Origin of the sequence: Kitasatospora sp. NPDC058478, from assembly GCF_042720345.1 — a bacterium.
Classification (GTDB): Bacteria; Actinomycetota; Actinomycetes; order Streptomycetales; family Streptomycetaceae; genus Kitasatospora.
In genome coordinates this window covers 61,768-77,951 of record NZ_JBHXML010000033.1, presented here as the reverse complement: position 1 = coordinate 77,951, position 16,184 = coordinate 61,768, and the positions used below count along the sequence as shown (strand labels likewise).

17 protein-coding genes and 1 pseudogene are annotated in these 16,184 nt (G+C 73.4%); 10 read left to right on the top strand and 8 right to left on the bottom strand.

The window, feature by feature from the left end:
* Window positions 1-16: 16 nt before the first annotated feature.
* Window positions 17-988, top strand: a complete 972-nt coding sequence (locus tag ACFWPT_RS19905; RefSeq protein WP_380377272.1) for an NAD-dependent epimerase/dehydratase family protein — start codon at window positions 17-19, stop codon at window positions 986-988.
* 142 nt (window positions 989-1,130) lie between these two features.
* A pseudogene (locus ACFWPT_RS19900) lies at window positions 1,131-1,928 on the top strand (aminoglycoside N(3)-acetyltransferase); the annotation flags it as partial.
* Window positions 1,929-2,080: 152 nt separating this feature from the next.
* Here ACFWPT_RS19900 and ACFWPT_RS19895 read toward each other — a convergent pair.
* The 4 genes from ACFWPT_RS19895 to ACFWPT_RS19880 form a co-directional block, all read right to left on the bottom strand.
* On the bottom strand, window positions 2,081-3,607 hold the full coding sequence (locus tag ACFWPT_RS19895) for a M1 family metallopeptidase (RefSeq protein ID WP_380483126.1): 1,527 nt from the start codon (window positions 3,605-3,607) through the stop codon (window positions 2,081-2,083).
* 202 nt (window positions 3,608-3,809) lie between these two features.
* Complete coding sequence (locus tag ACFWPT_RS19890; RefSeq protein WP_380483124.1) at window positions 3,810-4,682, bottom strand: sulfurtransferase; 873 nt, start codon at window positions 4,680-4,682, stop codon at window positions 3,810-3,812.
* Between the two features lie 139 nt (window positions 4,683-4,821).
* A complete protein-coding gene (locus tag ACFWPT_RS19885) occupies window positions 4,822-5,154 on the bottom strand; it encodes a hypothetical protein (protein WP_380483122.1) in 333 nt (110 codons plus the stop codon).
* A 170-nt stretch (window positions 5,155-5,324) separates the two neighbouring features.
* On the bottom strand, window positions 5,325-6,200 hold the full coding sequence (locus ACFWPT_RS19880; RefSeq protein WP_380483120.1) for a polysaccharide deacetylase family protein: 876 nt from the start codon (window positions 6,198-6,200) through the stop codon (window positions 5,325-5,327).
* Between the two features lie 228 nt (window positions 6,201-6,428).
* Between ACFWPT_RS19880 and ACFWPT_RS19875 the strand changes: the two genes are divergently transcribed.
* Entirely contained in the window at window positions 6,429-7,289 is an 861-nt protein-coding gene (locus tag ACFWPT_RS19875) for an SAM-dependent methyltransferase (protein ID WP_363369625.1), read from the top strand.
* 100 nt (window positions 7,290-7,389) lie between these two features.
* Here the strand turns inward: ACFWPT_RS19875 and ACFWPT_RS19870 are convergent, their stop codons facing one another.
* Window positions 7,390-8,259: an Fpg/Nei family DNA glycosylase gene (locus ACFWPT_RS19870; protein WP_380343030.1), complete on the bottom strand. Its 870-nt coding sequence runs from the start codon at window positions 8,257-8,259 to the stop codon at window positions 7,390-7,392.
* A gap of 134 nt (window positions 8,260-8,393) precedes the next feature.
* Between ACFWPT_RS19870 and ACFWPT_RS19865 the strand changes: the two genes are divergently transcribed.
* The 4 genes from ACFWPT_RS19865 (at window position 8,394) to ACFWPT_RS19850 (ending at window position 11,183) form a co-directional block, all read left to right on the top strand.
* Window positions 8,394-8,846, top strand: a complete 453-nt coding sequence (locus ACFWPT_RS19865) for an SRPBCC family protein (RefSeq protein WP_363369629.1) — start codon at window positions 8,394-8,396, stop codon at window positions 8,844-8,846.
* 167 nt (window positions 8,847-9,013) lie between these two features.
* Entirely contained in the window at window positions 9,014-9,673 is a 660-nt protein-coding gene (locus ACFWPT_RS19860) for a hypothetical protein (RefSeq protein WP_079135407.1), read from the top strand.
* A gap of 98 nt (window positions 9,674-9,771) precedes the next feature.
* Window positions 9,772-10,569, top strand: a complete 798-nt coding sequence (locus ACFWPT_RS19855) for a DsbA family protein (protein ID WP_380430205.1) — start codon at window positions 9,772-9,774, stop codon at window positions 10,567-10,569.
* Window positions 10,566-11,183, top strand: coding sequence for a vitamin K epoxide reductase family protein (locus tag ACFWPT_RS19850; RefSeq protein ID WP_380483117.1), 618 nt, complete (start codon window positions 10,566-10,568; stop codon window positions 11,181-11,183). Before ACFWPT_RS19855 ends, ACFWPT_RS19850 begins: the two co-directional genes overlap by 4 nt.
* Before the next feature lie 99 nt (window positions 11,184-11,282).
* Here the strand turns inward: ACFWPT_RS19850 and ACFWPT_RS19845 are convergent, their stop codons facing one another.
* Window positions 11,283-12,266, bottom strand: a complete 984-nt coding sequence (locus tag ACFWPT_RS19845; protein WP_380483115.1) for an adenosine deaminase — start codon at window positions 12,264-12,266, stop codon at window positions 11,283-11,285.
* Between the two features lie 173 nt (window positions 12,267-12,439).
* Between ACFWPT_RS19845 and ACFWPT_RS19840 the strand changes: the two genes are divergently transcribed.
* The gene (locus ACFWPT_RS19840; RefSeq protein WP_063346435.1) at window positions 12,440-12,721 is read left to right on the top strand and encodes a DUF6158 family protein; all 282 of its coding nucleotides are present in this window, start codon (window positions 12,440-12,442) and stop codon (window positions 12,719-12,721) included.
* 123 nt (window positions 12,722-12,844) lie between these two features.
* Entirely contained in the window at window positions 12,845-14,233 is a 1,389-nt protein-coding gene (locus ACFWPT_RS19835; RefSeq protein ID WP_380343024.1) for an NADP-dependent succinic semialdehyde dehydrogenase, read from the top strand.
* A 51-nt stretch (window positions 14,234-14,284) separates the two neighbouring features.
* Here ACFWPT_RS19835 and ACFWPT_RS19830 read toward each other — a convergent pair whose 3' ends face one another.
* Together ACFWPT_RS19830 and ACFWPT_RS19825 are read right to left on the bottom strand one after the other, a co-directional pair.
* The gene (locus tag ACFWPT_RS19830; protein ID WP_380430560.1) at window positions 14,285-14,575 is read right to left on the bottom strand and encodes a hypothetical protein; all 291 of its coding nucleotides are present in this window, start codon (window positions 14,573-14,575) and stop codon (window positions 14,285-14,287) included.
* A gap of 44 nt (window positions 14,576-14,619) precedes the next feature.
* Window positions 14,620-15,627, bottom strand: coding sequence for a Ku protein (locus ACFWPT_RS19825; RefSeq protein WP_380483112.1), 1,008 nt, complete (start codon window positions 15,625-15,627; stop codon window positions 14,620-14,622).
* 100 nt (window positions 15,628-15,727) lie between these two features.
* Between ACFWPT_RS19825 and ACFWPT_RS19820 the strand changes: the two genes are divergently transcribed.
* Window positions 15,728-15,952, top strand: coding sequence for a hypothetical protein (locus ACFWPT_RS19820; RefSeq protein ID WP_380377289.1), 225 nt, complete (start codon window positions 15,728-15,730; stop codon window positions 15,950-15,952).
* Window positions 15,953-16,184 lie beyond the last annotated feature (232 nt).

Sequence of the window (16,184 nt, the reverse complement as noted above, 5' to 3'; positions counted from 1 at the left end):
CCGCTACGCTGGGCCCATGCGGATCCTCCTCCTCGGCGGCACCTCCTTCGTCGGCCGCGCAATCGCCGACGACGCCCTGCGCGGCGGCGCCGAGGTCGCCCTGTTCACCCGCGGCCGGACCAACCCCGGTCTCTTCCCCGCCGCCGCCCACCTGATCGGCGACCGCGACACCGGCGACTACACCGCCCTGCGCGGCCGCTGGGACGCGGTGGTGGACGTCAGCGGCTACCGCCCCCGCCAGGTCGGCCAGGCCATGGACGCACTCGGCGACCGGGTCGGCCGCTACCTGTTCATCTCCAGCCACGCGGTGTACGAGCGCGCCGGCCTCGCCCCCGGCTCGGACGAGTCCGCCCCGCGCCGCGCACCCCTGCGCGACGCCGAGCAGCTCACCGAGGAGACGTACGGCCGGCTCAAGGTCGCCTGCGAGGACGACGTCACCGCCCGCTACGGAGACCGGGCGACGATCGTGCGCCCCGGAAAGGTGGCCGGCCCCCACGACGAGCAGCGCGGGCTCACCTACTGGGCGCGCCGGGCCGCCCGGGGCGGGCGGATCGCGCTGCCGGGGCGGCCGGAGCAGCCCGTCCAGGTGGTCGACGTGCGCGACCTGGCCCGGCTGGTGGTCCGGCTGCTCCAGGACGGCCGGGCGGGCGCCTTCCACGCCGTCGGCCCGGCCGAGCCGACCACGCTGGGCGGGCTGATCGCCACCTGTGCCGAGGTCGCGGGCGCCGAGGTGGAGGTCGTCCCGGTGCCGCCGGAGAGCGCGCCGCCGCCGTTCTTCCCGCTGGTCCGGGCCGCGCCGCTCTGGCCCGGACAGCAGCGCAGCGCCGCCCGGGCCAGGGCGGCCGGGCTGCCGGCGACCCCGCTCGCGGTCACCGCCGCCGACGTGCTCGCCTGGGACCGCGAGCGCGGCGAACCGCCCCTCGGCCACGGCTTCACGCCCGAGCAGGAGGCCCGGGTGCTGGCCGAAGCGACGGGGTCGAGGCCCTGAACGGCCGCCGACCCTGCACAGCACGACCGGTCAGGACGGACTGCCGGACGGCCAGCCCGTCCTGACCGGTTGTCAGTGTCACGCGCTATGGTCGGCCCCGAACGATCCCACCAGCACCTGCACAGCACCGCCAGGGGGCACCATGACCGCGCACCGCACCACCGCGCACAGCGCCGGCCCGCGCACCACCCCGCTCGACGCACCGCTCAGCACCGCCGATCTCGTCGACGGCTGGCGGCGGGTGGGCGTCCGCGAGGGCATGGCGATGATCGTGCACTCCTCGCTCTCCAGCCTCGGCCGGGTCGACGGCGGCGCCGCGGCCGTGGTGGCCAGCCTGCGCGAGGCGGTCGGGCCCGGCGGCACGGTCGCGGTGCCCACCTTCACCACCGCCGTCGTCCGGGACCCGGCACCGGAGCACGCCGGCCTGCCGAGCCCCGAGGTCGCCGAACGGCGCGCCGCCGTCCCGCTGTTCCACCCCGGGCTCCCCTCCCCGATGGGCGCCGTGCCGGAGGCGCTGCGCGCGCTGCCGGAGAGCCTGCGCAGCACGCATCCGCAGGCCTCGGTCGCCGCGGTCGGGGCGCACGCCCGCGAGGTCACCGCCCGCCGCTCGCTGGGCTTCGCGGTCGGCCGCGAGTCGCCCTTCGGCGCGCTGCACGACCTCGGCGGGTACGTGCTGCTGATCGGTGTCGGGCACAACCGCAACACCTTCCTGCACTACGCCGAGACCTTCGCGCCCAACCGCCGCCTCAAGCTCCGGCGCTTCCCGATGGCGATCCAGGGCGAGCGGGTCTGGATCGAGGCGCCCGACGTGGGCGACGACAACGACACCCACTTCCCGCTCGTGGGAAAGGAGTTCGAGGAGCGGGCGGGCATCCGCGAGGTGCTGGTCGGCAACGCGCCCTGCCGGCTGATCCCGGTCCGGGAGCTCATACCCTTCGCCGTCCGCCGCCTCACCGAACTGCTGGCGACGGACGGCCTCGGAGCGGCGAAGCCCGATCGACCGCCCGCTTCCTCAAGCGGCCGACCGGACCACGCCCGTCACCAGGTCACCAGATCACCAGGTCACATCCGGGGGCTCAACGCACCCAGACCTCAACGCTCCTCGTCGTGCAGCGAGTTGGTCTCCTGGATCTTCTTCCAGGACTTCGGCTCCGCCGGCAGCTGCCCGTCGGCCTGTCCCGCGCCCGCACCCGGCGCGAGCGAGGCCGCCGCTGCGGCCGGCGCCGGCCCGACGGCCGGCTTCGAGGCCGTGAACAGCCAGGTGGCGAAGAGGTCCCCGAGCTTCTTCCCGGAGACCTTCTCGGCGTACGCCTGGAACTCCGGGACGGAGGCGTTGCCGTAGCGGCGCTCGGTGGGCCAGCCCTTCAGGATCTGGAAGAACTTGTCGTCCCCGACGGCATTGCGCAGCGCCTGGATGGCCACCGCGCCCCGGTCGTAGACGGCGTTCGCGAACTGGTTGGCGGCGCCCGGGTCGCCCGGCCTGACGGTCCAGAAGGGGTCGTCGGCCGGGTGCGAGGCGTAGACGTAGTCGGCGATTTCCTGCGCCGTGCCCTCGTTCTCGTGCTCGGACCAGAGGAACTGCGAGTACCGGGCGAAGCCCTCGTTCAGCCAGATGTCGCTCCAGTGCGAGACCGAGACGCTGTCGCCGTACCACTGGTGGGCCAGCTCGTGCACGACGACGGAGGTGTTGGAGCCGCGCGCGAACTGCCGGGGGCTGTAGAAGACCCGGGTCTGGGTCTCCAGGGCGAAGCCGGTCTTGACGTTGGGCACGTAGCCGCCGACCGAGCTGAACGGGTAGTCGCCGAAGTAGCCGCTCAGCCAGTCGACGATCTCGCCGGTGCGCTCGACGCTGGCCTTGGCCGCGTCGGTGTTCTCGCCGAGGTCCTTGCTGTACGCGTTGTAGACGGGCAGCCCGCTCGGTGTGCTGTCGGTGGTGACGTCGAACTTGCCGACCGCGAGGGTGGCCAGGTAGGTCGCCTGCGGCTTGTTCTCGCGCCAGCTGTAGCGGGTCCAGCCGGCCTGGGAGACGGCGCCGGCCAGGATGCCGTTGCTGATCACCTGGTTGCCGTCCGGCACCTGGACCGAGACGTCGAAGGTGGCCTTGTCGCTCGGGTGGTCGTTGCTCGGGAACCACCACCACGCCGACTCGGGCTCACCGGCGGCCACCGCGCCGTCCGGCGTGCGCAGCCAGGCGGTGAAGCCGTACTTCTTCACGGTGGACGGGACGCCCTTGTAGCGGACCACCACGGTGGCCTGGCTGCCCTTGGCGAGCGGCCGGGCGGGCGTGACCTCCAGCTCCTGCTCCCCGCTGGTGGCGAAGGTCGCCGGACGTCCGTTGACCCGGACCTCCTGGACGTTCAGCGCGAAGTCGAGGTTGAAGCGGGAGAGGTTCTCGGTCGCCGTGGCGAGGATGGTGGTGGTGCCCTCCAGTTCGTCGGTGGCGGGCTGGTATTTCAGCCGGATGTCGTAGTGCGAGACGCGGTACCCGCCGTTCCCGTAGGTCGGGTAGTACGGGTCTCCGATGCCGGCCGCGCCGGGTTGGAAGTCGGCCGCCGAGGCGGGGACGGCCAGGAACAGGCTCAGGGCGCTGGCAGCAGAGACGATCAGCCTCTTGCGCACGTGGTCCTCCAGGGTCACTGGGACGATGGGTCGGATCGATCCATGTCCCGGTGGCTCCCGGTCCACTCCCCAATTGTGAGATGTTCATGAAAAGAAACAGGCCGACATGGCGCCGCCGCGACACCGCCACACACCCCGGGGACCCCCTGTGCCCCACCCGCCCCTCACGCCCCGGCCCCCGCCCCCCTCGCCTCCCGCCCCCTCACCCGCCGAGCGTCACCGGCGCCCGCACCAGCGAGCCGTACTCCGTCCACGAGCCGTCGTAGTTCTTCACGTGCGGGTACCCCAGCAGCTCGGTGAGCGCGAACCAGGTGTGCGCCGACCGTTCGCCGATCCGGCAGTACGCGATCACCTCGCGCTCCGGCTCCACGCCCTTCCCCCCGTACAGCGCCCGCAGTTCCTCCGCCGAGCGGAACGACCCGTCGTCGTTGGCCGCCTGCGACCAGGGGACGTTGACCGCGCCGGGGATGTGCCCGGGCACCTGCGCCTGCTCCTGCGGCAGGTGCGGCGGCGCGATCAGCTCGCCCCGGTACTCGGCGGGCGAGCGGACGTCGACCAGCACCGCGTCCGAGCCGGGCTTGGCGAACAGCTCGGCCTTGCCGAGCACTTCGTCCCGCAGCGCCCGCAGCTCCGGGCGCTCGGGCCCGGTCAGCCGGTAGGCGGTGTGCTGGTAGTCCATCACCTCTTCGGTGAGCCCGCGCCCCTCCAGCTCCCACTTCTTGCGCCCGCCGTCCAGCAGCCGCACGGGCCCGAAGCCGCGCAGCCGCAGCAGCCAGTAGGCGTACGCGGCGAACCAGTTGTTGTTGCCCCCGTAGAGCACCACGGTGGTGTCGTCCTCCACTCCGGCCGCCCGCAGCAGGTGTTGGACGCCCTCCCGGTCGGCGTAGTCGCGGCCGACCCGGCTGTGCAGGTCGGTGGTCCAGTTCCAGCCGATCGCGCCGGGGATGTGGTCCCGGTCGTAGGCGGTGGTGTCCTCGTCCACCTCGACGACCCGGATCGTCCCGTCGTCCAGGTGGCGGGCCAGCCACTCGGTGCGGACCAGCGCCTCGGGGTGTGCGTAGCCGTTGCCGGTCATCCCAGGCCCTCCTTCGCTCTGCCCAGGCTTTCGGCGCCCGACCAGGGGCACAGCGAGCCGCGCACGGGCACGGCGGGGCGCCGGCGACCGGGCCGGACAGTTCGACGCTACGCCGACCGTCCGGCCCGGGCCACCCCACTCAGGAGAAGATCACGGAACGCAGCTTCAGCCGGTCGCCGAGCCTCTTGCCGGGGTTCATGACGTAGAAGACGTCGCCGTCGCAGTCGTAGTCCAGGAAGACGGTGGCCGTCGAGGTGGTGAGGTTCTCCGGCGCGAAGGCCGGGTCCTTGTCGGTGGCCCCGAACAGGTTGATGCACACGCGGCTCTCCGGGTCGGCGAGCCCGGCCGGCACGCCGGGGACACGGCCGACCTTGTAGAGGAAGTCGCCGACGGCGGCGTTGGCGGAGGTCGGAACCGCGAGGACGAGGGCGACGGCGCTGGCGACGGCGAGTGCGGTGTTGCGGAGACGCATGATTGATGGCCTTTCAGGAGGTACCTAGTGGTACCTGATGCATTGATGCGAGATCACCCTAGAGGCCCAAAATCAGCAGAAACGGTTCTCCCAGTCCACTCTTTCGGGTGGTTTAAGCGGCAAAGCCGCGACTTCTGCTGGGAACCGTCACCCGCACCCGCCGCCCCCGCTCAGTTCGCCGGGGCCGAGAAGGAGTACCCCTGGTCGATCAGCACCGGCAGGTACGCCTTCAGCGCCGCCACCGTCTGTGACCGGTCGCCGCCGCCGTCGTGGTTGAGCACGATCGACCCGGGCCGGACGTTCTTGAGGATCCGCTCGGTGATCACCGAGGTCCCTGGCGTGGCCCAGTCCTCCGGGTCCACCGTCCAGCCCATCGGCCGCATCCCGAGTTCGGTGGTCACCCTGATCGCGACCGGCGACCAGTCCCCGCCGGGCGCGCGGAACCAGGACGGCTGGCGCCCGGTGGTCCGGTACAGCAGGTCGGAGGTGCGCTCCAGCTCGTCCCGCACCGCCTCGTCGGACATGTGCCGCAGGTCGGGGTGGGTCCAGGTGTGGTTGCCGATGTGGTGGCCGTGGTCCGCGATCTCCCGCACCAGCCCGGTGTTCTCGACGGCGCACTCGCCGACCAGGAAGAAGGTCGCCCGGATCCCGTACTGCTGGAGCAGCGCCAGGACGGTCGGCGTGTACCGGGGATCCGGCCCGTCGTCGATGGTGAGCCCCACCACCCGTTGGCCCGGGTCGAGTTGGTTGACCGGCTTGGCCTCCTCCTCCGTGAGCCGCCGGCGGGCGGGCATCGGCGGCGGGGCGGCGGCGGGTGTCGGCGGGGCCGGGGCGGCCTGCGGGGGCGCGGCGGAGGCGGCGGCCTGGGCCGCCTCCGGCCCCGGGGCCGGCCCGGCGGCCTCCGGCACGGCGCCCGGCGGCCTGGCCGTAGCGCCTGCCCCGGCGTCGTCCGCGCCGCTCCAGGGGCTCCCGCAGCCGGCCGCCCCGAGCAGGGACATCCCGGCCGCGACCAGCAGCAGTCGCCGCGAGGGCGTTCGCTTGGGCATTTCTGAGTAAATCTGATGATCTGACAGCATTCTGAATGCTTCCCCCGTGTGCCGCCGCCGCTCCCCGATGGCGCCTCAGACGGGCCCGATCACCACTCCGACGGCGCAAGCACACCCCGCCCTCCCCCGGCTCCCCCAGCACTTCCCCGACCGGACGCCCGGCCTCCCCTCCGGACCGCTACGCTGTGCCTTCCCCAGTGTGATGATCTGCCATCAGAGGACGTGGCCATGACGACAAGTCAGGACATCCCGGACCAGGACCGGCCCGACGACGACCCCGCCGAGCTGAGCCAGTGGGAACGGTTCGGCGTCGACACCACCGCCCCCCACTCGGCGCGCGTGTACGACTACTGGCTGGGCGGCAAGACCAACTTCCCGCCGGACCGCGCCATGGGGCAGGCCATCGAGGAGGCCGTGCCGAGCGTCAAGCAGATGGCCAAGGCGAACCGCGCCTTCCAGGGCCGGGCCGTCCGCCACCTCGCCCGGGAACACGGCATCCGCCAGTTCCTCGACCTCGGCACCGGCATCCCCACGTCGCCCAACACCCATGAGATCGCCGAGGCGGTCAGCCCCGGCACCCGGGTGGTCTACGTCGACAACGACCCGATCGTGCTCGCCCACGCCCGCGCCCTGATGGTGTCCAGCCCGGCCAGCCGGACCACCTACATCCACGCCGACCTGCGCAAGCCCGAGGAACTGTTCACCGACCCGGCGCTCACCGCCACGCTGGACCTCACCCAGCCGGTCGGCCTGCTGATGATCGCCGTGCTGATGCTCATCGCCGACGAGGACGACCCGTGGGGCCGGGTCGCCGCCCTGCGCGACGCCCTGCCCGCCGGCAGCTGCATCGCCCTCACCACCCCCACCCAGGACTTCGACCCGGAGGCGGTCGGCAAGGTCACCGAGGCCGCCCGGGCCGGCGGCATGACCCTCGTCCCGCGCACCCACGACGACGTCCTGCGCTTCTTCGACGGCTGGGACCTGGTCGAGCCGGGCCTCTCCCCCGTCCTCGCCTGGCGCCCGGACGGCGAGCCGCCGGCCGACCCGAAGGCCGCGTACTACTGGGGCGGCGTCGCCGTCAAGCGCTGAACCCGCGCCGGGCCCGCTCCCACCGGAGCCCCGCAGGAACCCACCCCGGGCGGGGCGGGCCGCACCAGGCCCGCCCCGCCCGGGCCCTCAACCCGCGCCCTCACTTCAGCAGCCGCGACAGCCGCCGGTCCGCCAGCGGCTTCCCCCCGGTCTGGCAGGTCGGGCAGTACTGCAGCGAGGAGTCCGCGAAGGACACCTCGCGCACGGTGTCCCCGCAGACCGGGCAGGGCAGGCCGGTCCGGCCGTGCACCCGCAGCCCCAACTTCTTCTCCGCCTTGAGCTCCCCCGCCGCCAGCCCCCGCGAGCGCTCCACCGCGCCGCGCAGCGTGGCGCCGAGCGCCTCGTAGAGCCGCGCCGTCTCCTCCTCGGTCAGGCTGGACGCCGGCTTGTACGGGGACATCCGGGCCGCGTGCAGCACCTCGTCCGAGTAGGCGTTGCCCACCCCGGCCAGCACGCCCTGGTCCCGCAGCACGCCCTTGAGCCGGCGCCGGTCGCCGCTCAACAGGGCGGCGAAGTCCGCCAGGGTGAACGCCGGGTCCAGCGGGTCGGGGCCGAGCCGGGCCACCCCGGGCACCTCGGCCGGGTCCTTCACCACGTAGACCGCGAGGCCCTTCTTCGTCCCCGCCTCGGTCAGGTCGAAGCCGTCGCCGGCCTCCCCGGCCAGGCGCAGCCGCAGCGCCAGCGGGTTCCTCGGGCTCGGGCGCGGCGGTTCTGCGGGCAGGCCGTCCTTCCAGCGCAGCCAGCCGGCCCGGGCCAGGTGGACCACCAGGTGCAGGCCGCCGGCCTCGATGTCGAGGAACTTGCCGCGCCGGGTCACCGGGCCGACGGTCCGCCCCTCCAGCGCGGTGACCGGCGGGTCGTACGTCTTCAGCGCGCTGATCGCGACCGGCTGCACCCGGGCGATGACGCGCCCGGTCAGCCGCTCGGACAGGAAGTCGCTCAGCGCCTCGACCTCGGGCAGCTCCGGCATGCGCCCAGTCTCCCGCAGCCCCGCGGCGGCCGCCCGCCCGGGGGCGCGCCTTTGCCCGGCTCCCGCGCGGGGCGCAGGCTGGAACTGCGCGCCGTACCCAGCGCCCCCCTGCGCCCCCGCCACGGAGCACCGTGATGAGCATCCTTGAGGAACAGATCGACCTCGCCGTCCCCGTCCTCGTCGCCTGGGAGCAGCTGCACCGGGTGCACGAGTACCCGCAGTTCGTCGACGGCGTCCGCAGCGCCCACCCGCACGGACGGAACCTGGCGCACCTCGGGGTGGAGGTCGACGGCGCCGAGCGGGCGGTGGACACCGAGATCACCGACCGCGGCCGGGGCCGGGTGATGTCCTGGCGGACGCTCGACGAACCGCGGCTGCACGGCGCGTTCGCGCTGCTGCCGCTGGACGCCCGGCACACCCGGCTGCAGATCCGGGTGGAGTACGACCCGGAGGCGATGCACGAGGCGTTCGGCGGGCCGCGCGGCTTCGCCCTGGCCGGGGCGATCGAGCGGACCGTACGGGACGACCTGGAGCACTTCCGGGAACTGGTCGAGGAACGGGTCGGCGCGGCGGTCAGACGCGGGTGAGCGCAGCCGGCAGGCCCGGATGAGCACGGCTGGCAGGTCCCGGTGAGCCCGGCGGCCCGACCCGCGTAAGAGCCGCATAAGCCCAGCTCAGCGCCGGTGGTGAGGCTCTTCACAGCGGACCTCCGGCCCGACCGTTTCGCTTTCAACCTGTGGCAGACTCGGATGCCATGGACATCGGCCCGGTCACCAGGACGCTCCGCGCGGCGGTCTTCGCCGCGCTGGTCGTGCTGCTCGCCGGGCTCGGCCAGGTGCTGGTCACCGGCCGCGCGCTGCCGGCCGGCCCGATGGCCCTGGCCTGCGTCGCCGTGTTCGCGGTGGCGTACGCGCTGGCCGGCCGCGAGCGCGGCTACCCGGCGGTCGCGGCGGTGTTCCTGCCGCTGGAGCTGGGCGTCAGCGCACTGTTCGACTTCGCGCAGACCGCCTGCCCGTCCCTGCCGCCCGGCTCCGCGCGCGGCTTCCAGCCGCTGCTGTGCGGCGGCGGTTCGCTGGGCGGGTTCCTGCTCGGCCACGGCGTCTCCCAGCAGATCGGCGTCCTGCTGCTCCTGCTGCTGCACGCCGCGATCGCGCTGGCCGGCGCGTTCTGGCTGCGCCGCGCGGACGCCGCGCTGGCCGGCCTCGCCCGCACCGTCCGGATGCTGGGCGACTTCCTGCACCGGCACCTGCCGGCCGCCGCCCGCTGGCTGCGGCTGCTCGCCGCGCCCGTCCCGGCCCGTCCGGTGGCGCGGGTGCCGTTCCCCCGGGCCAGCCGGGCCCTGGTCCCGGCCGAGGACGTCGTCGTCCGCCCGACCGTCCGGCGCGGTCCGCCGGCGCTCGCCCTGGCCTGCTGACAGGCGCGCGCCGCTCGGCGCCGCGCCCGGCCGGTCCTCTCGCCGCGCGCCCCGCGCGCCCGCACCCCCGCACGCCCGAGAGCACAGGACGACACCTCATGAGCAACACCCGCAAGGCCGCCGCCAAGACCAACGCCACCGACCGTATGCGCGCCGCCCGCGCCCAGGCCGAGCGCTCCGACCGGATCCGCCGCCGGGTCGTGGTCGGCGGCGCCTCCGCCGCCGTGCTCGCCCTCGTGGCGGGTGTGGCCTTCGCCGTCGGCGGCTCCTCCGGCTCCGGTTCCGCCGACGCGGCCGCGAGCGGCCCGCTGACCGTCCCCGCCAACACGGGCGGCCAGGACGGCACCGTGATCACCTACGGCAAGGCCGACGCCCCGCACACCCTGGAGATCTACGAGGACTTCCGCTGCCCGTTCTGCGAGCAGTTGGAGACCACCACCGGCAAGGCCATCCAGCAGCTCGCCGACGACGGCACGTACAAGATCGAGTACCACCTGGCGACGTTCCTGGACAAGAACCTCGGCGGCAAGGGCTCGCGCACCGCGCTGGCCGCCGCCGGCGCCGCGCTCAACGAGGGCGTGGACAAGTTCAAGCAGTTCCACGACGTGCTCTACGCCAACCAGCCCGACGAGCGCACCGACGGCTTCGGCGACGTCAACCACCTCCTCGACCTGGCCGGCCAGGTCCCCGGGCTGAAGACCGACGGCTTCGTCAAGGCCGTCCAGGACGGCACCTACGCGCCGTGGGCGGCCAAGGTCAACGAGGAGTTCAACAAGAGCGACGTCACCGGCACCCCGACCGTCAAGCTGGACGGCAAGAAGCTGGACGTCCTCACCGGCGGCAAGGCCGCCACGCCCGAGCAGTTCACCGCGATGGTCAAGCAGGTGACCGGATGACGGCCGCCGCCCCCGCCGTGCGGACGTACGGCGCGAGCCGCCCGTTCGCCTGGCTGCTGCTGATCGGCGGCGCGGTCGGCCTGTTCGCCTCCTCGGTCCTCACCCTGGACAAGATCCGGCTGCTGAAGGACCCGTCGTACGTCCCCTCCTGCAACATCAACCCGATCATCAGCTGCGGCTCGATCATGCGCAGCGACCAGGCCGAGGCCTTCGGCTTCCCCAACTCGCTGCTCGGCCTGGTCGGCTTCGGGGTCGTCATCGCGATCGGCGCCGGGCTGCTCGCCGGGGCGGCGTACCGGCGCTGGTTCTGGCTCGGCCTCCAGGCCGGGACGGTCTTCGGCATCGGCTTCGTGACCTGGCTGATGTACCAGGCGCTCTACCGGATCGGCGCGCTCTGCCCGTACTGCATGGTGGTCTGGGCCACGATGATCCCGCTGTTCTGGTACACCACCCTGCACAACCTGCGCTCCGGGATCATCCCCACCGGCCGCGCCCTGCGCCCGGTCGTCCGCGAGGCGGCGCGCTACCACTGGGTCGTCCCGGCGCTCTGGTACGCGGTGATCGCCCTGCTGGTCCTCAACCGGTTCTGGTACTACTGGAGCACCCTGCTCTGACCCCGTTCGGCCGACCGTTCGGCAGACCCGGCCGCCCGGCCCCGGGCCCTACGCTCCGGGGCCGGGCGGCTGGCCGTCAGGCGCCGCCCAGGACAGTGCCTAGAAGCGGAACTCCTCGACCTCGGCCAGCAGTTCGGCCCGGCGCTCGTCATCGATGAAGGAGGCCCGGAAGGAGTTCGCGGCGAGCCGGCGCAGGATCTCCTCGTCGAGCGCGAGGGCCTGCTGCACGGCACGGAAGTTGTCGTCGACGTAGCCGCCGAAGTACGCCGGGTCGTCCGAGTTGACGGTGACCAGCAGGCCGGCCTCCAGCATCTCGCGCAGCGGGTGGTCGGCGAGGGTGTCGATGCACCGCAGGCGGACGTTGGAGAGCGGGCAGAGCGTCAGCGGGACCTGCTCGCGGACCAGCCGCGCGACCAGCTCGCCGTCCTCCAGGCAGCGCAGACCGTGGTCGATCCGCTCGACGCCGAGCACGTCCAGCGCCTCGGTGATGTAGGACGCCGGGCCCTCCTCGCCCGCGTGCGCGACACGGCGCAGCCCGGCCTCGGCGGCCCGCCGGTAGACCTCGCGGAACTTGGCCGGCGGGTGGCCGACCTCGGCCGAGTCGAGGCCGATGCCCGCGATCCGGTCGAAGTACGGGCGGGCGGCCTCGAAGGTCTCCAGCGCGGATTCGGCGGACTCGTCCCGCAGGAAGCACATGATCAGCTGGGTGCTGATCCCGTGCCGCTCCTCGCTGCGCGCCAGCGCCCGGGTCAGGCCGTCGACCACCACGCCGAGCGGCACGCCGCGCGCGGTGTGCGCCTGCGGGTCGAAGAAGATCTCCGCGTGCCGCACCCCCGCCTCGGCCGCCCGGGTGAGGTAGGCGTCGGCGAGGTCGGCGAAGTCCTCCTCGGTGCGCAGCACGGCCATCAGCGCGTAGTACAGGTCCAGGAAGGACTGCAGGTCGCTGAAGGAGTACGCCGTCCGCAGCGCCTCGGTGTCGGCGTAGGGCAGCGTGACCGCGTTGCGGGCGGCGAGGGCGAAGGCGAGTTCGGGCTCCAGGGTGCCTTCGATGTGGAGGTGGAGTTCGGCCTTGGGGAGCGGCATGGGGGATCTGTCCGAGCTGTAGGGGGCGGGAGCGAAGAGTCCAGAAGCATTCATCCTACGATCCGTTCGATCACGACCGGCCTGACGGGCGCGCCCCCCGCCACCCGAACTGGTGCACCGGCCGGGGGCAGCGGGCACCCTGGAGGAGGGGGCTTCCGCCGAGGAGGTACCAGATGCGGCACGTCGAGGATCCGCACATCCGGCCTGCGGGCGTCTCCCCGCACGCCCTGGGCAACGACACGCTCCTGCACGAGCTGGAACAGCTGCACCGCACGCGCCACGAGACCTTCCTGTACGGCTCGGAGGAAGCCCTCAAGCGGCACACCCTGCGCACCGGGCAACTGGAGGCCGAGTACCTGCACCGCTTTCCCGGCCGGCTGGTGACGGCCGGGCGGACCAGGGCCGGCGCCCGGGCCCGCGAGGCGGCGGCCCGGGTGGAGTCGCTGCCCGAGTAGACGTGCCCGCGCCACCACCGCCCGGCGGGACACGCCGGGCGGTGGTGGCGTGCCCCCGGGCGGGCCGTCGGGGAGGGTGAGAGGCGCAGACGCACCGGACCCCGACCCCCCTGGGAGCCCCGCATGCCCATCGCCAGCGTCAACCCCGCGACCGGCGAGATCCTGGAGACCTTCGAACCGCTCGACGCGGCCGGCATCGAGCAGCGGCTGGCCCGCGCCGAGGCCGCGTTCCACGGCTACCGCACCACCCCCTTCGCCGCCCGCGCCGACCTGCTGCGCCGGGCCGCCGACCTGCTGGACCAGGACCGGGAGGCGATCGCCCGCACGATGACCGAGGAGATGGGCAAGCCGCTCACCGCCTCCCGGGCCGAGGCCGCCAAGTGCGCCACGGCGATGCGCTGGTACGCCGACCGCGCCGAGGAACTGCTCGCCGACGAGCACCCGGCCCCGGCCGACGTCGCCGACTCCGGCGCCGCCCGCGCCTACGTCCGCTACCGCCCGCTCGGGGCGGTGCTGGCCGTGATGCCGTGGAACTTCCCGTTCTGGCAGGTGGTCCGGTTCGCCGCGCCGGCCCTGATGGCGGGCAACGTCGGCCTGCTCAAGCACGCCTCCAACGTGCCCCGGACGGCGCTGGCGCTGGAGGAGCTGTTCCGCCGGGCCGGCTTCCCGGAGGGCTGCTTCCAGACCCTGCTGATCGGCTCGGGCGCGGTCGAGGGCGTGATCCGGGACCGCCGGGTGGCCGCGGTCACGCTCACCGGCAGCGAGCCCGCCGGGCGGGCGGTCGCCGCCACCGCCGCCGACGAGGTGAAGAAGGCCGTCCTGGAACTGGGCGGCAGCGACCCCTTCGTGGTGCTGCCCAGCGCCGACCTGGACGCGGCGGTGCGCACCGCCGTCCGGGCCCGGGCGCAGAACAACGGGCAGTCCTGCATCGCCGCCAAGCGCTTCATCGTGCACACCGACGTGTACGACCGCTTCACCGCCGCCTTCACCGAGGCGATGCGGGCGCTGCGCGTCGGCGACCCGATGGAGGAGGCGACCGACGTCGGCCCGCTGGCCAGCCGCCAGGGCCGGGACGACCTGGAGGAGCTGGTCGAGGACGCCCGCACCCACGGCGCCCGGGTCGAGTGCGGCGGCGGACGCCCGGAGGGCTGGGACACCGGCTACTTCTACGAGCCGACGGTGCTGACCGGCATCACCCCGGCCATGCGGATCCACCAGGAGGAGACCTTCGGCCCGGTCGCCACGGTCTACCGGGTCGCCGACCTGGACGAGGCGGTGGCGCTCGCCAACAACACGCCGTTCGGGCTCAGTTCCAACGTCTGGACCCGGGACGAGGGCGAGCAGGAGCGCTTCGTCCGCGACATCCAGGCCGGCGGGGTGTTCTTCAACGGGATGACCGCCTCCCACCCGGCGCTGCCGTTCGGCGGCGTCAAGCGCTCCGGGTTCGGCCGGGAGCTGTCCGGGCACGGGATCCGGGAGTTCTGCAACATCACCACGGTGTGGATCGGCTGAGCACCCCCGGATCCGCAGGCACGAACCGAGCCCGGCTCGGACCCGGCCGGGTCAGGACGCCACCCGGTGCCTGCCCCGGCCGGGCGTCATCCAGCGGGCGACCACGCCGACCAGGGCGAGGACGGTCGCTCCCCAGACGATGGCCATCAGCACCAGCATCGGCAGCCAGCTCACCTGGGCGGCGACCATGCCCAGGCCGAGCGAGAGCGCGACCATGACCACCACGGCGGTCGGGTTGAGGCTCAGCAGCCAGTGCCAGGCCCGCTGCGCCGGGCTCCGGCGCTGCGGCGGGGCCTCGGGGTCGGTGTCGGTGTCGAGTTCCTTGTAGGTCAGCAGGTCCATCGGGATCGCCTCCGGTTCTCGGGGGGCTGCCGGATCCGCGGGCCTCAGGAGGCCTTGCGCGGAGCCGTGGACTTTCCGGTCGCGGTCCTTCCCGCCACGGCCTTTCCGGTCGCGGCCTTTGCGGTCGCGGTCTTCTTCGCCGGGGCAGTCCTCTTCGCCGAGGCCGCCTTCCCGGCGGTGGGCTTCTTCGCCGGGGCGCGCTTGCGGGTCGCGGGCTGCTCGTCCTCCGGTTCGTCCGTGTCGGGCCCCGCGTCGGGCCCCGCGGTGTGCCCCCGCCCGCCCTTGGCCCGCTTGAGGCTGCTGCGCAGCGCCTCCATCAGGTCGATCACGTTGTCGGGCGCCTCGCCCGGCTCCTCCTCGTGCGGGAGCTCGACGCCCTCCAACCGGGCCGTGATCACCTGCTGGAGCGCCTGCTGGTAGTCGTCGTGCAACTGGGCGAGGTCGAAGTCCTCGGAGAGGGTGTCCATCAGCGACCGCGCCATCTTCAGCTCCTGCGGCCGGACGGTGACGTCTCCCTCGGGCGCGATGCCGGCCGCGGGGCGGACCTCGTCGGGCCAGATGCAGGTCTGGAGCACCAGCGTGCCGTCGTGCACCCGCAGCACCGCCGGGGATTCCCGGGTGCGCAGCGCGATCTTGGTGACGGCGATCTGCCCGGACGCGGTGAGCGCGTCGCGCAGCAGGGCGTACGGCTTGGCGGCGGCCTGGTCGGCGACGCCCACGTAGTAGGCCTTGGAGAACATCAGCGGGTCGATCTCGCCGGCGTCCACGAAGGCCAGCACGTCGATGATCTTCTTGCTGGGCAGCGGCAGGTCGGCGAGGTCCTCGTCGGTGAGCGTGACGGTCCGGCCGTCGGGGGACTCGTAGCCCTTGGCGATCTCCGCGTACGGGACTTCCTTCTCCTCCCGCTCGCAGTACCGCTTCATCCGCACCCGTCCGCCGTCCTTGGCGTGCACCTGGTGCAGCGGGACGTCGTGCTCCTGGGTGGCCGAGTAGAGGTGGACGGGGATGCTGACCAGCCCGAAGCTGATCGTCCCCTTCCAGGTGGTCTGCATGGGGTCGCTCCTTCCCGGAGCGTGCCGAGAATCCCACTGTGCCTGGGTTTGCCCCGATCGGCCACACCGGGCCGACAATGAGCCGAGGAGGTCGATGCCGATGACCGTCCGGAGCCGTGGGCAGGGCGCAGCGCCGCCGCCGGAGCGGACCGTGTACCGGGTGGTGTACGCGGTGCGGGGCGAGGCCGGCGTGCGGCGGGCGGAGGTCGAGGTGGTTCCCGGGTACTCGCAGGAGGGCGACATCCCCCGGATCCTGGCGGCGCGGCTGACCGGCCGGCCCGCGGACGCGGCGCGGATCACCGTGCTGGACCTGCGCGGGCCGTGAGCCGCGACAGGGCTCCGATCGGGCCCGAGCGCCGCCGACGCATTGGCAGTGCGTCAGATTTGAGCTTTTCGCACCCCTTTTCCACCCGCTCTGACCTGGCTTTTTGTGTCCGGTTACCGAACATTTACGGATGCTCTGTTCCGATACTCGGCCGTAGAAGTTAGGTTGCACCGCAATGCGCGGGTCCGTCCCCCACCCTCCGGCGCAACGAGCCGAGGGTCGCGCCGCGCGC

What these genes read in the sequence shown, in the direction of transcription:
- ACFWPT_RS19870 (WP_380343030.1), bottom strand. Translation starts at nt 8,259, where the DNA reads ATGCCGGAGCTGCCCGAGGTCGAGGCGCTGAGCGACTTCCTGTCCGAG.
- ACFWPT_RS19890 (WP_380483124.1), bottom strand. Translation starts at nt 4,682, where the DNA reads ATGACCGGCAACGGCTACGCACACCCCGAGGCGCTGGTCCGCACCGAG.
- ACFWPT_RS19850 (WP_380483117.1), top strand. Translation starts at nt 10,566, where the DNA reads ATGACGGCCGCCGCCCCCGCCGTGCGGACGTACGGCGCGAGCCGCCCG.
- ACFWPT_RS19825 (WP_380483112.1), bottom strand. Translation starts at nt 15,627, where the DNA reads ATGCAGACCACCTGGAAGGGGACGATCAGCTTCGGGCTGGTCAGCATC.
- ACFWPT_RS19820 (WP_380377289.1), top strand. Translation starts at nt 15,728, where the DNA reads ATGACCGTCCGGAGCCGTGGGCAGGGCGCAGCGCCGCCGCCGGAGCGG.
- ACFWPT_RS19880 (WP_380483120.1), bottom strand. Translation starts at nt 6,200, where the DNA reads ATGCCCAAGCGAACGCCCTCGCGGCGACTGCTGCTGGTCGCGGCCGGG.
- ACFWPT_RS19885 (WP_380483122.1), bottom strand. Translation starts at nt 5,154, where the DNA reads ATGCGTCTCCGCAACACCGCACTCGCCGTCGCCAGCGCCGTCGCCCTC.
- ACFWPT_RS19830 (WP_380430560.1), bottom strand. Translation starts at nt 14,575, where the DNA reads ATGGACCTGCTGACCTACAAGGAACTCGACACCGACACCGACCCCGAG.
- ACFWPT_RS19835 (WP_380343024.1), top strand. Translation starts at nt 12,845, where the DNA reads ATGCCCATCGCCAGCGTCAACCCCGCGACCGGCGAGATCCTGGAGACC.
- ACFWPT_RS19875 (WP_363369625.1), top strand. Translation starts at nt 6,429, where the DNA reads ATGACGACAAGTCAGGACATCCCGGACCAGGACCGGCCCGACGACGAC.
- ACFWPT_RS19855 (WP_380430205.1), top strand. Translation starts at nt 9,772, where the DNA reads ATGAGCAACACCCGCAAGGCCGCCGCCAAGACCAACGCCACCGACCGT.
- ACFWPT_RS19840 (WP_063346435.1), top strand. Translation starts at nt 12,440, where the DNA reads ATGCGGCACGTCGAGGATCCGCACATCCGGCCTGCGGGCGTCTCCCCG.
- ACFWPT_RS19865 (WP_363369629.1), top strand. Translation starts at nt 8,394, where the DNA reads ATGAGCATCCTTGAGGAACAGATCGACCTCGCCGTCCCCGTCCTCGTC.
- ACFWPT_RS19905 (WP_380377272.1), top strand. Translation starts at nt 17, where the DNA reads ATGCGGATCCTCCTCCTCGGCGGCACCTCCTTCGTCGGCCGCGCAATC.
- ACFWPT_RS19845 (WP_380483115.1), bottom strand. Translation starts at nt 12,266, where the DNA reads ATGCCGCTCCCCAAGGCCGAACTCCACCTCCACATCGAAGGCACCCTG.
- ACFWPT_RS19860 (WP_079135407.1), top strand. Translation starts at nt 9,014, where the DNA reads ATGGACATCGGCCCGGTCACCAGGACGCTCCGCGCGGCGGTCTTCGCC.